The sequence below is a fragment of the Listeria cossartiae subsp. cossartiae genome, assembly GCF_014224155.1.
Classification (GTDB): domain Bacteria; phylum Bacillota; class Bacilli; order Lactobacillales; family Listeriaceae; genus Listeria; species Listeria cossartiae.
In genome coordinates this window covers 1,090,335-1,103,798 of the sequence record NZ_JAASUI010000001.1, presented here as the reverse complement: position 1 = coordinate 1,103,798, position 13,464 = coordinate 1,090,335, and the positions used below count along the sequence as shown (strand labels likewise).

General features: G+C 39.6%; 14 protein-coding genes. All 14 read right to left on the bottom strand.

Features of this window, described 5'->3' with window-relative positions; all coding sequences use genetic code 11:
- Positions 1-5: 5 nt before the first annotated feature.
- Positions 6-1,433: a dihydrolipoyl dehydrogenase gene (lpdA, locus tag HCJ30_RS05685; RefSeq protein WP_185391312.1), complete on the bottom strand. Its 1,428-nt coding sequence runs from the start codon at positions 1,431-1,433 to the stop codon at positions 6-8.
- Between the two features lie 14 nt (positions 1,434-1,447).
- A complete protein-coding gene (gene buk / locus HCJ30_RS05680; protein WP_185391311.1) occupies positions 1,448-2,515 on the bottom strand; it encodes a butyrate kinase in 1,068 nt (355 codons plus the stop codon).
- Between the two features lie 136 nt (positions 2,516-2,651).
- Entirely contained in the window at positions 2,652-3,518 is an 867-nt protein-coding gene (locus HCJ30_RS05675) for a phosphate acyltransferase (protein WP_185391310.1), read from the bottom strand.
- A gap of 128 nt (positions 3,519-3,646) precedes the next feature.
- Positions 3,647-5,338 carry a DNA repair protein RecN gene (recN, locus tag HCJ30_RS05670; RefSeq protein WP_185391309.1) on the bottom strand — a complete coding sequence of 564 codons (1,692 nt, stop codon included), beginning with the start codon at positions 5,336-5,338 and terminating at the stop codon, positions 3,647-3,649.
- A 22-nt stretch (positions 5,339-5,360) separates the two neighbouring features.
- Positions 5,361-5,810 carry a transcriptional regulator AhrC/ArgR gene (ahrC, locus tag HCJ30_RS05665; protein ID WP_003722493.1) on the bottom strand — a complete coding sequence of 150 codons (450 nt, stop codon included), beginning with the start codon at positions 5,808-5,810 and terminating at the stop codon, positions 5,361-5,363.
- A gap of 190 nt (positions 5,811-6,000) precedes the next feature.
- On the bottom strand, positions 6,001-6,825 hold the full coding sequence (locus HCJ30_RS05660; protein ID WP_185391308.1) for a TlyA family RNA methyltransferase: 825 nt from the start codon (positions 6,823-6,825) through the stop codon (positions 6,001-6,003).
- Positions 6,822-8,651, bottom strand: coding sequence for a 1-deoxy-D-xylulose-5-phosphate synthase (gene dxs / locus HCJ30_RS05655; RefSeq protein WP_185391307.1), 1,830 nt, complete (start codon positions 8,649-8,651; stop codon positions 6,822-6,824). The genes HCJ30_RS05660 and dxs overlap by 4 nt, the downstream gene beginning before the upstream one ends.
- 166 nt (positions 8,652-8,817) lie before the next feature.
- Positions 8,818-9,018, bottom strand: a complete 201-nt coding sequence (locus HCJ30_RS05650) for a cold-shock protein (protein ID WP_003719639.1) — start codon at positions 9,016-9,018, stop codon at positions 8,818-8,820.
- Between the two features lie 198 nt (positions 9,019-9,216).
- Positions 9,217-10,098, bottom strand: coding sequence for a polyprenyl synthetase family protein (locus HCJ30_RS05645; RefSeq protein WP_185391306.1), 882 nt, complete (start codon positions 10,096-10,098; stop codon positions 9,217-9,219).
- Positions 10,099-10,100: 2 nt separating this feature from the next.
- A complete protein-coding gene (locus HCJ30_RS05640; protein ID WP_008947740.1) occupies positions 10,101-10,328 on the bottom strand; it encodes an exodeoxyribonuclease VII small subunit in 228 nt (75 codons plus the stop codon).
- On the bottom strand, positions 10,318-11,670 hold the full coding sequence (xseA, locus tag HCJ30_RS05635; RefSeq protein ID WP_185391305.1) for an exodeoxyribonuclease VII large subunit: 1,353 nt from the start codon (positions 11,668-11,670) through the stop codon (positions 10,318-10,320). The genes HCJ30_RS05640 and xseA overlap by 11 nt, the downstream gene beginning before the upstream one ends.
- Positions 11,671-11,688: 18 nt before the next feature.
- Positions 11,689-12,543 (bottom strand): bifunctional methylenetetrahydrofolate dehydrogenase/methenyltetrahydrofolate cyclohydrolase FolD, encoded by an 855-nt coding sequence (folD, locus tag HCJ30_RS05630; protein WP_185391304.1) that lies wholly within the window; start codon positions 12,541-12,543, stop codon positions 11,689-11,691.
- 95 nt (positions 12,544-12,638) lie between these two features.
- Positions 12,639-13,025, bottom strand: coding sequence for a transcription antitermination factor NusB (nusB, locus tag HCJ30_RS05625; RefSeq protein WP_185391303.1), 387 nt, complete (start codon positions 13,023-13,025; stop codon positions 12,639-12,641).
- Between the two features lie 30 nt (positions 13,026-13,055).
- On the bottom strand, positions 13,056-13,463 hold the full coding sequence (locus HCJ30_RS05620; protein ID WP_003722485.1) for an Asp23/Gls24 family envelope stress response protein: 408 nt from the start codon (positions 13,461-13,463) through the stop codon (positions 13,056-13,058).
- Position 13,464 lies beyond the last annotated feature (1 nt).

The window sequence follows — 13,464 nt, the reverse complement described above, 5'->3', positions numbered from 1 at the left end:
CTGTATTAACCGTGAATTGCATTGCCATCCACAGCAAGGGCAGCTTCTCTAAAACTTTCTGATAAAGTTGGGTGCGGGTGAATCGTGTTGCCCACTTCCCACGGCGTTGCATTTAAAACTTGTGCTAAAGCGGCTTCGCTAATCATGTCCGTTACGTGCGGTCCAATCATGCTGACGCCTAATATATCATCTGTCTTTTTATCTGCAATAATTTTAATGAAGCCATCTGATTCTCCGTAAACGAGCGCTTTCCCGATACCTCGGAAGAAGAATTTACCTTTTTTCACTTCATGACCGCGTTCTTTCGCTTGTTCTTCTGTGATACCGACACTTGCGATTTCTGTAGAAGTATAAATACAGCGTGGAACTAAGTCGTAGTCCAGTTTTTCGGCTGTTTTTCCGGCAATATGGTTAGCTGCAATCGTTCCTTCTTCCATGGCAACGTGCGCAAGTTGGATTGTTGGAATGCAGTCACCAATCGCATAAATATGACTTTCTTTTGTTTGGTAAAAATCATTTACTTGGATAAAGCCGTTTTCGGTCGCGATATCCGTGTTTTGTAAACCAATGTTTTCTGTGTTAGCTGAGCGCCCAACGGAAACAAGGATTTTATCCGCTGCAAAAGTCTGCTCTTCACCTTTAATGATTGCGCTAATTTCCACACCGGTATCGGTTTTTTTATAGCTAGCTGCTTGAACTTCAGCAGATGTATGCATGTTTAGTTTTTTCTTTTTATACAGTCTTGCTAATTCTTTCGCCACTTCTTTATCTTCTGTTGGCAAAATTCGGTCGGCATATTCTAGCACGGTAACTTCTACGCCAAAATCATGCATCATCGAAGCCCATTCCATCCCGATAACTCCGCCACCAACAATAATAATTGATTTTGGTAAAGTTTCCAGGTTTAGCGCGCCGTCAGATGATAAAACATGTTCTTCATCGATGGTTAAACCATTTAATGTGCGTGGTTTGGAGCCAGTCGCGATAATTAAGTTTTTAGGAATTAGCATTTCATTTTCAGAACCATCTTCAAATTCAACTGAAATTGTCCCAGCAGTCGGTGAAAAAATCGATGGTCCTAAAATCGTTCCCGTTCCAACAAACAAGTCAATTTTACCTTGTTTAAATAATTGGTGGATACCTTTTTCTAGTTGGTCTACGATTTGTTGTTTTCTTTCTTGTGCTTGTAAAAAGTTGATTCCGGCCGTTCCTTCAACTGAAACACCAAATTCACTTGCTTTTTTTACTGTTTGTAGGACTTCTGCTGAACGTAATAAGGCTTTTGTTGGAATACAGCCGCGGTGAAGACACGTCCCACCAACTTTTCCTTTTTCAACGACAGCTACTTTTTGACCATTCTTTGCTGCTTGGATTGCTGCGACGTAACCGCCAGTTCCCCCGCCAAGAATAACTACATCATATTCTGTTGCCACATTATCTCCTCCTTTTAATACACTTTTCCTTTTTCAAGACCAGCGAGCACGCGTTGTACGCCGCTATTTAGTGCTTCTAATTCGTCTTCTCCTGGTTCTATAATCACACTGGCTATCCAGTTTATTTGCTCGGTAATTTTCTTTATGAAAAGCTCACTTCTAGCAAGTCCGCCAGTTAAAATAATCGCGTCAATATTTCCTTGAAGGACAACGGAACATGCGCCAATTTCTTTACTAACCTGATAGGCCATTGCGTCAAAAGCTTCGATGGCTTTTTCGTCACCGGCTTTCACCCTAGCTTCTACATCTAGCATACTGTTGGTTCCTAAGTAAGAAATCATCCCACCACGACCAACAATCAAATCATGCAGTTCACGTTTCGTCCACTTTCCACTAAAGCACGCTTCTAAAAAATCATTCATCGGAAGTGAACCAGATCGTTCTGGACTAAAAGGACCATCTCCATCTAAGGCGTTATTCACGTCAACTGCTTCCCCTTGCCGATGGGCTGCAACCGAAATTCCGCCACCAAGATGAGCAATAACGAAATTCATTTTTTCATAGTCGGATCCTAGTTGTTTGGCAATTTTCCGACCAGCTGCTTTATGATTCAACGCATGGAAAATGCTTTTTCTCGCAACAAAGGCATTCCCGGAAACTCTGGCAATTGCCTGCATTTCATCAACGACAACGGGGTCGACAATGAAACTTGGGATTTCAAGCTCATCCGCTAGTTTTTTCGCAAGCATTGCGCCTAAATTCGAGGCATGCTCTCCGTACTTATTCTCTTTTAAATCTGCTATCATTTTTTCTGTAACCATATATGTACCACCAGCAACTGGACGAAGTAAGCCACCTCTACCAACTACTGCTTGTAAATTCTTTCCATCATAACCAAATGCATCCATCACTCGACGTAAAACTTGCCATCTAAAATCAAATTGTTCCTGTACATTATTAAAATCGGCTAGTTCTTGCATTGTGTGTCTGACTGTTTCTTCAAAAAGTACTTTATCGCCTTGGTAAACAGCGAGTTTTGTAGACGTGGAACCAGGATTTATGGTCAAAACATCAAAAGACATTTGCTTTCCTCCAAATTTAATTGTGAAAAATGCAGTAGGTTATCATTTTCCCATGGACTATTGTAACACGTAGGGCGTAATCAAATAAAAGCCTTTGCATTCAGTTTGTTAAAGTCCGTCTATTCACATTATTTCATCATTTCCCAACCATTCTTACGGTTAAGATAAATGAAGCTAATTTATTCTCTGGTGTATCATTTCTCGAGGAAATAACAATTGGTACTTTCGCGCCGACGATTGCACTGCCGACCTTAGCGCCTGCAAAGTATACGAGCGATTTATACAGCGCATTTCCTGTTTCGATATTTGGTGCTATTAAGATGTCTGCTTCACCAGCCGAACTATCGGTAATACCTTTATGAAGGGCTGCTTCTTTTGAAATGGCTACATCTAGCGCTAATGGACCTGCGATGTTTAGAGTATCGCCAAAATGAGCTACAACGTCCCGCGCTTCCACAGTGGATGGCATTTTTTCTGTTACTTCTTCCACGGCACTTAGCAAAGCGATTTTGGGGTTTGGTATGCCGATCTTATGCGCAGCCGCGACCGCATTTTCTGTAATCGCGATTTTTTCTTTGGTTTTTGGTGCAACGTTCATGGCGCAGTCTGTTAGGAGCAGTGGTTTATGATAAGTCGGGATATCAAAAATAGCAATTTGGCTTAGTAATTGGTTCGTTCTAAGACCGTTTTCTTTTTTTAATACGTGACTCATCAATGTAGCCGTTGGAATAAAGCCTTTGACTAAAATGTCTGCTTCTTTATTTTTCACAGCTGAAATTGCGCCTTGTGCTGCCGCTTCTGCTGTATCTGCTTGAATCCATGTAACGCTTTCGTTCGCGGTTAACGTTTTGTCTTCTTTTTTACCGAATAAAAGAAATTTACCTAGTTTTTGGTTTAATGCGAGGCGAATCGTTTCTAGTACAACTTCATCATCCGCGCCTGCTACCGCAAAAACAAATGAGCTTGTGTCTGCTACTTCTGTAAAAAATCTGCTTTTTGTCATAAAAATTACTCCTTTATCGCACAAAAAAGCCGCATTTCGAATTAGTAGTTGTTTTTATGACCAGGTAATAATTTCTACCTTATTCATTTTAAGCAAAAACTATTCGATATGCAAGCAATTTCGTTTTTTTAATAAGTTTGTTTTACTTTTTCCGCTTGTTCAATCATTTCTTTTGCATGTTGTTTTGTTAGTTCTGTGACTTCTATTCCAGCAATCATTCGACTGATTTCCTCTACTTTATCTTCACCTTTAAGTACGGTGACGGAAGTTGTTGTTCGCTTGTTTTGTACTTTTTTCGTAATGTAGTAATGGTGATTCGCCATGGCAGCAACTTGTGGTAAATGGCTAATACATAGCACTTGTGATCCCACAGACACCGCATAAATTTTTTCTGCGATAGCTTGACCAACTCGACCACTTACACCTGTATCCACTTCATCGAAAATGATGGAAGTAATACCTTGATGTCTTGAGAAAATAGTTTTTAAAGCTAACATCATTCGTGATAACTCACCGCCAGAGGCAATTTTCGCTAACGGTTTTAGCGGTTCCCCTGGGTTAGTGGACATGTAGAAAACGACGCTATCTTGGCCGGATTCTGTCAGTTCCATTTTGTTTGCTTCAAAACGCACACTAAAAATGGCTTTTTCCATATAAAGTTGATTTAATTCTTGTTTAATTTGTTTTTCTAAGATAACCGCCGCTTTTTTACGGATATCTGTTAGCGTGTTCGCCTGTTTGGTTAGTTCCGCTTTGCGTGTTGCTAATTTTGTTTCTAAGTGGCCGACATGCGATTCACTATCCGATAATTTTTCCATTTCGCTACTGATTTCTTGTTCGTATTGAATGATATCTTCAATTGTTTTACCATATTTGCGTTTTAGTTGATTTAAGTCATTCAAACGCGATTCAATTTGATTCAGTTCTTCTGGTTGGAATTCTAGCTGGTCAAGTGATTGTCTAATTTGGCTCATGCTGTCTTCTAACATATAGTAACTAGACGAAATCGCCTCACTGACTGCTTTATAGTCGGTGTGAATGCTGGCCGCTGTTTCCATTTGGCGCATCGCTTCCCCGACAAACTCCAGTCCACCAGGCTCGCCTTGAATCGCCGCATAAGCTCCTTGCAAATTTTCGTTTAGTTTTTCAAAATTAGCTAAGATGTTTTTCTGTTCTAATAAGCGATCCTCTTCACCAGCTTGCAAATTAGCATTTTCGATTTCCTGTTGTTGAAAACGAAGCATATCCAGTCGCTGTGCTAATTCCCGCTCATTCTTCGTCCAATTTTGCCATTCTTTTTCGATGGCCTGGTATTCTTTAAAATTAGTTTGATATTTGGTTAGCGCCGGCTTGATTTTATCTGAAGCAAAACGATCTAGTAACGATAAATGAAACTCCTCATTCATCAATTCTTGATGTTCGTGTTGGCTATGAATATCGATTAATTTCGAACCAATTTGGCGCAAGAGGACGGTCGTTACGAGTTTCCCGTTAATTCGGCAACTGTTTTTCCCTGAACGAAACAAGCTACGTTCCAAGACAACCATATCATCCGAAGCATCTATCCCATTTTCTAAAAGTGCATTGCGGCAAGCGTGATTATCCTCTGCTAATCCGAATAGCCCTTGAAGTTCCAAGCGTTCCTCGCCGTGGCGGATAAAGTCAGCCGACCCACGTCCGCCAACAAGAAGACCAAGCGCATCAATAATAATTGATTTACCAGCGCCGGTCTCCCCTGTTAATACCGTCATCCCTTCTTGAAAAGTTAAAGAAAGCGATTCGATGATAGCAAAGTTTTTAATTGTCATTTCTTGAAGCAAAATCTTTCACCTCCAACAAATTTTAAAGCATATCGATAAAACGATCTGTTAATGTTTTGGCATTTTCTTCTGAGCGACAAATGATCAAGCAAGTGTCATCTCCACAAATAGTTCCAGCTTTTTCTGGCCAGTCCAAGTTATCTATTAATGCACCAACGGAATTTCCGTTACCTGGCATTACTTTTAAAATAATCATAAATTGCACATTATCGATACCAATAAAGCAATCAATCAAAGCGCGTTTTAATTTTTGGTGTGGGTTAAAGCTATTATCGGCAGGAAGACTATATTTGTAGCCCCCTGTTTGTGTTGGAACTTTGACAAGATGAAGTTCTTTAATATCACGGGAAACGGTTGCCTGGGTGACTTTCACATCGCGTTCTAATAGAAGTTCTACTAAATCCTCTTGCGTGTCAATCTCATTAGATGTAATCAATTCTCGAATAATAATATGACGATGACCTTTATTCATTCCTTCTTCACCTCACGATAATTTTCTACTTACATCTTATCCGAAAAAACGCATAAAGTCACGGATTTAGTGCAAATTTATGCAAGAAAAGTTTCTTTAATACTTTATACATAGGAAATACATCGTAAAACGAGCCAAAATAGCATGGTAAAAGCAAAAACCGGAAAACATCGCTGCTTTCCGGTATACATTATTTATCTAATTTAGTATGTGCTTTTTCGATAAGTTTTGTAATCGCATCTGCTTCTAAATGGCTTGTTCCAGTTTCTTCGCCAGTCCATTTAAGGTGCGCGATAAATTCGATGTTTCCTTCGCCTCCCGTAATAGGCGAGAAATCAAGTCCCATCAAGTCATAACCATTATCGAGCGCAAATTGAACGATATTTTCCACGACAGACGCATGTACTGCCGGATCGCGAATAATTCCTTTTTTGCCAACTTGCTCCCGGCCAGCCTCAAATTGTGGTTTGATAAGCGTCATCACATCGCCGCCTGTCACAAGTACCGTTCTAAGCACTGGTAAAATCAGTTTGAGCGAAATAAAGGAAACGTCAATTGTCGCAAAATCGGCTAAACCTTCCGCAAAGTCAGCTGGTGTCACATGACGGAAATTAGTTCGTTCCATCACGGTAACTCGGTCATCATTACGCAGTTTCCACGCCAATTGATTGTAGCCAACATCTAAGGCATACGAGTGTCTTGCTCCATTTTGCAAAGCGCAGTCTGTAAAACCACCTGTCGAAGCACCAATATCTAGCATCAGTTTGTCTTTCACATCGAAATCAAATACTTGCAATGCTTTTTCTAATTTTAAGCCGCCACGACTGACGTATGGCATTTGTTTCCCTTTCACTTGAAGTTCGCTGTCTACAGGGATTTTTTCTCCCGGTTTATCTACGCGTTCTTCTTTTCGATAAACAATCCCCGCCATAATAGCGCGTTTTGCTTTTTCTCTTGTTTCAAATAAACCTTGTTCTACTAGCAGAATGTCTGCGCGTTCTTTTTTTATTGTCATAGTCTCTTCGCCCTTAACTTCTCGCTTTGTGCGAGCATTTCTTTTATTTTTAATACCATTCCAGTTGTCGATATGCCGAATGATTCCAGTATTAGCGGTACTGAACCATGGCTAATAAATTCATCTGGTAATCCAATTCGGTGTATCGCAACATCCGTATAATTATTCGCTTCAATAAATTCTAACACACTCGCGCCAAATCCGCCTTTTAATAATGATTCCTCGACAGTTAAAATGGGGATTTTTCGCTTTAAAATTTGGTGTAAAAGTGTTTCGTCTAACGGTTTGATGTAGCGCGCATTAATTATACCAACATGACGCCCTTCTGCCTCTAATCGTTCCGCCGCTTTAAGCGCTAATTGGATAGTTGGTCCAAAAGTTAAAATAACGGCGTCAATCGGCTGAATAAGTGTTTCCCACTGTCCGACTGGGATAAGCTCGGTTGATTCAGTAAACGCTGTACCAGGTCCATTTCCACGCGGATAACGGATTGCAAACGGTCCATCATCATAAGCAAACGCTGTATCCATTAACTGCTTTGCTTCGATTTCATCTTTTGGCATCGCAATCGTCATATTCGGAATACTATTCAAAAACGAAATATCAAAAATACCTTGATGTGTTTCGCCGTCCGCACCAACTAGTCCAGCTCGGTCAATCCCAATAACGACATTCAACTTTTGCCGGCTAACATCATGAACTAATTGGTCATAAGCTCTCTGTAAAAAGGTCGAATAAATGGCGAGGAAAGGTTTCATTCCTTGCGTTGCTAAACCAGCCGCCATCGTTGTCGCATGCTGCTCGGCAATCCCAACATCAAAAAACCGTTCCGGGAAAGCTTGCGCAAATTTTTCTAGTTTAGACCCGACCGGCATTGCAGGAGTTATCGCTACAATGCGTTCATCAGTTTTTGCTAAACGCATTAATTCATTACTAATAATTGAACTCCATGACGGCGCATGCTTAATCGGTTTAATAAAGCTACCCGTTTCGACTTTGTATGGCCCTGTACCATGCCAGGTGCCACGAGAGTCCAATTCGGCCGGTTGGTACCCTTTTCCTTTTTTCGTGACGATATGGAGGAGTACAGGACCTTTCGTGCGTTTAGCCAATTCCAAGTTAGTAATAATAGCTTCTAAATTATGCCCATCAATTGGTCCGAGGTACATAAATCCTAATTCTTCAAAAAAAGTACTACCGGCATTTGTTTCTGTTTGTCGGGGTTTATCGGATGTTCTTAATTTTCCAAGTACATTGTGGAGCGCCCCCACATTCGGTGCAATCGACATATCATTATCATTCAAAATCACAATCATGTTTTTACCCATGTCGCCTATATGATTCAAGGCTTCTAAGGCCATCCCGCCAGTCAGCGCTCCATCACCAATCACAGGAACTACATAAAAGTCTTCTTTTTTTATATCTCTCGCAATGACCATTCCAGCTGCTGCTGACAAAGAAGTCGAGCTGTGGCCCGTTTCAAACACATCATGGATAGATTCTTTTCGCTTAGGAAATCCATCTAAACCACCGTGTTGGCGTAATGTATCAAACTGATTCGCTCTTCCAGTCAGGATTTTGTGCACATAAGACTGGTGACCAACATCCCAAATAAATTTATCTGTCGGACTATTAAAAGTGTAATGCAGCGCAATCGTTAGTTCTACCACACCAAGGTTCGGACCAATATGCCCACCTGATTTGGAAGTAGAAGTAATTAAAAAAGCGCGAATATCTGCCGCAAGTGCTTCTAATTCATGTATATCCAACTGTTTAATAAAGGAGGGATCCTTTATCTGTAAAAGATCCAAATAAAAACAACTCACTTTCCAAAGAGTCGCTCGCATGAATGCGTGCAAGGTCTTTTTTCTCGATTAATTGTTCTTATTATAGCAAACAATTGCTGTTAAACCAAACAAGGTAAAGTTGTTTTAGACAAATAAAAAAGCAAATCACCGAAATGATTTGCTTTTTCTTATTCAAAAAATAGAATTACGCTTTTTGAACGTTAGCTGCTTGAGGTCCGCGTTGGCCTTCTTCAACGTCGAAAGTTACTGCTTGACCTTCGTCTAAAGATTTGAATCCGTCGCCTTGGATAGCGCTGAAATGTACGAATACATCGTCACCGTTTTCGCGTTCGATAAAACCAAATCCTTTTTCTGCGTTAAACCATTTTACTGTACCTTGTTCCATGTTCATGTTCCTCCTCGTGTGTTATGCACACTAATTATTTACTATTCTTGCTTAACGGCACGAGATGGAAAGTTGTTCACAATCGTATCTTTCACCCACAAAAATAATCTTACATTAGTATAACACGGTATTTTAGGAAAAGCAAATCAAATTGAATTATATATGTGAAAATTTTTTGAAATTACTAGATAATTATGATTAATTTTCTCTAAGTGCGATTAAATCAGCAAGTTGCAACAGAATTTCGTCATCAAAACCATGTCCTGAAAGCGCTGACTTTGCAATTGAAACATGCTCGTTTAATGCCCTTTTAGCACCATCTAACGTGAGTAATCCGGGATAGGTACTTTTATTCAGAAAAGCATCCGCCCCTGTCTTTTTACCCATTTTTGTTTCATCGCCAATTACATCTAAAATATCGTCGCTAATTTGAAAACCGATACCAATATTTTCCGCAAAAATTCGCAACCGTTTTGTTTGCTCCGGAGCAGCTTCAGCAATTTTCGCGGCAGAAGTTACTGCGAAAATTAATAATTCCCCTGTTTTTCGCGCGTGAATAGATGATAGTTCTTCTAGTGAGACTTGTTTGTTTTCGGCTTCCATATCTGCTTGTTGTCCGCCGACCATGCCTTCTGCGCCACTACTGAAACTAATTTCCTTAATCAGAGCTAAGCGTGTTTCCAATGATAAATTTTCATCTTCCGCTAAAATAGAAAATGCCAGCGTAAGCAACGCATCTCCTGCTAAAATAGCCGTCGCATCACCATAAATTTTGTGATTCGTCCATTTCCCGCGGCGATAATCATCATTATCCATTGCCGGTAAATCATCATGAATTAAGCTATACGTATGAATCATTTCTAAAGCAGTTGCTGTTTTTACGCCTAAAAGTGGATCTGCTTTTAAAGCTTGTAACGTTGCAAAAACAAGCATTGGCCGTATTCTTTTTCCACCTGCTTGAACAGAATACAACATGGATTCTTTTAATTTAGGCTCAATATGACGTGTGTTTATTTCTTTAAAAAGCGACTCATCGATTACTTTTTTGTACTGTTCTAGAAAAAAGGTTAAATCTTGCAAATTTATTCACCATCCGCTTCAAAAGGAATTTCTTCTCCTGCATCTGTGACTACTTTTGCCATTCGTTTTTCTGCTGCTTGTAATTTATCTTGGCACAATTTCGTTAATTCGATTCCTTTTTGATACATGTCGAGGGAATCTTCTAGTGAGGCACTACCATTTTCGAGCGCTTCTACGATTGTTTCTAGTTCTGCAATTGCTTCTTCAAAAGTTTTCTTTTTAGTTGCCACTTGTATCTTCCTCCTTCGCGGTAATGAGTGCATCTATGTGTCCGCCTTGCATTTTCACTTGGATATTATCGCCAACTTCAAGTTCTTGGACCGATTTGACCAGCGTATTCTCTTTATACGTTACACCAAATCCCCGCTTCAATAAAGAAAGAGGACTCAGATGTTCTAGCGCGTCGACTTGCCTAAAGAAAGATTGTTGTTTATCTTTCAAAAGTTGTTTCATCGCTTTATCTAAGGCTTGTTGGCGTAACACAATCTGTTCTTTTTGAAGTTCAATTTCTTTTTTCGGGTGATAGTAATGTAATCGATCATTTAATCGCTGGAATGCTGTTTGTTTAACAAATACTTGTTTAGAAAAGGCATTATTTAAACGTTCTGCAAAATAATCTGTCCGTTCCATTTGTTGTTCTAATTGATGTTTCGGACCATTTAGTAATAAATGTTGTTTCAGCTGCTCTAGTGAACGTTCTTTTCTTTCTAATAATTGCCTTGTTACTGCTCGTAATCGGTATTGACGTTCTGCTAATCGTTCTGCTAAATCACGATAGTCTGGGACAGCAAGTTCGGCTGCGGCAGTTGGTGTTGCCGCTCTTACATCAGCTGAAAAATCACTTAGGGCAAAATCCGTTTCATGCCCGACTGCCGAGATGACTGGTACATCGGAATCATACACCGCTCGAACAACTGGTTCTTCATTAAAAGCCCATAATTCCTCCAAGGAACCTCCACCACGTCCGATAATCATGACGTCAATATCGTTTCGTTGATTAATTTTACCAATATTTTCGACGATTTTCTGTGCCGCTTTCTCACCTTGAACAATCGTTGGGTAAACAATCACTTCTACAGATGGCATTCTGCGATGAATCGTTGTTAGAATGTCGCGAACTGCTGCACCCGTTTTTGATGTGACTACAGCGACTTTGGACGGGAAAGAAGGAAGCACTTTTTTATGCGTTTCCGCAAAAAGCCCTTCCTTTTCTAATTGTGCTTTTAATTGCTCTAATTGAATATAAAGCGCCCCAACGCCATCTGGTTCCATGTGTTCTGCATAAAACTGATAACGTCCGGCTTTGTTAAATACACCAATCCGCCCTGTGATTAGGACATTCATACCATCTTCTGGGACAAAACCAATCTTTTGAACTGCTTTGTGAAACATGACAGAACGAAGCATCGCAAATTCATCTTTTACCGTAAAATATAGATGTCCACTCGCCGGTTGTTTTAAATTAGAAATTTCTCCGCGCACAAAAACTTGTTTCATGTATGGATCTACTTCAAACTTTTTTTCAATATATTTGGTTATGGCTGCTACCGTCAAATATTTATCTTGCTCCATCATTTCACATCCAATTAATCAATTCGTTTTCCAAATGCGTTTCGCTGCTTTTAATGTGTTAGCAAGTAGCATTGTAATTGTCATCGGGCCCACGCCACCTGGTACTGGCGTAATGAATCCTGCTTCTTCTACCACATCATCAAAGTCAACGTCGCCGCATAACTTATTGTTTTCATCGCGGTCCATGCCAACATCAATAACAATTGCACCTGGTTTGATATAATCTTTTTTCACGAATTTAGCTAAACCTGTTGCTACAACAAGAATATCTGCTTCTTTCGCTACTTGTGGTAAATCTTTTGTACGGCTGTGCGCAATGGTTACTGTCGCGTTTTCATTTAACAGTAATTGTGCTACTGGTTTACCTACAATATTACTTCTACCAATAACAACAGCGCGTTTGCCTTCTATTTGAGTGCCGGTTGATTTTATAAGTTCAATAATTCCAGCTGGCGTACAAGGAACAAATGAATCTTTTCCAATGAATAAATTTCCTACATTCACTGGATGGAAACCGTCAACATCTTTGTCATAGCTAATTGTATCAATTACTTTTTCTTCTGAGATATGCTTTGGTAATGGTAACTGCACGAGAATACCGTGGATTGTTTTATCTTCATTTAATTCTTCTACGACAGATAGTAACTTCTCTTCGGTTACATTTTCTGGAAGTTCGATTAAAACGGACTTCATGCCTGCTTCTTCTGTGCGTTTTTGTTTATTTCTTACATATGTACGTGATGCTTGATTGTCGCCTACGAGCACGACTGCAAGACCTGGTTTTTTACCTGTTTTTGCTAATTCAGCTACTTCATTTGTTACTTTTTCTTGAATTTCTTTTGCTAGCTTTTTACCATCAATAATTTCTCCCATGAGTATTGCCCCCTTAAAAATACTTTCCACGTAATTATCCTTAAAAAATCACGAAATAAGGGAGTGCAAGAGAATTCTCTTGCACTCAGTCAAGCTTATTTATCTTCAGGTGCAATATTAGCAAGTACGCCATTAATAAATTTACTTGATTTTTCATCACTGTAAATTTTTGCAATTTCGATGGATTCATTCAAACTAACTCTATTTGGCACATCATCCAAGTACTTAATTTCATAAACACTCAATCGAAGTAAAGACAAATCGACTTTACTCAAACGATCCATACGCCAATTGTCTAAGTTAGGCTCAATGACAGCATCAATTTCTACTTTATTGGCCATAACACCTTCGACTAATTTTTCCATATAGTCGTCTTGCTCGTCTTCCATGATGTTTTTAATTGCTTGATCTAGCGACATTTCGTTTAGCTCTATTTGGAATAGTGCTTGAAGTGCTTTCTCGCGCGCCTCTCTTCTTTTCATGTTAAAGCTGCTCCTTTTGTTCCTTGAATTTTATAGCTCAAAATCATCGAAGGAAAGTGTTTCTGTTTTTTCAAATTGTACGCCAACGATATGAACGTTGATTTCGAGTACATTTAAACCAGTCATATTGAAAATGGTATCTCTGACAGCATCTTGAATATTTTGAGCAACAAGTGGAATTGTTGCGCCAAATAAGACTGAACAATAAAGTTCGATTAGAATTCCTTCTTCGGTTAGTTCTACTTTTACGCCTTTACGGTAGTTTACAGCACCACTGAATTTTTCGCGCATTTCCGTCGCGAAGCCACCTTGCATATAAGCAACATTTTCGATTTCACTTGCAGCGAGACCAGCAATTACGCCGATTACTTCTGGTGCAATCTCAATTTTGCCAAGCGGTGCATCATTTTGTTTTCGCAAATCTTTTGTATAAGCCATT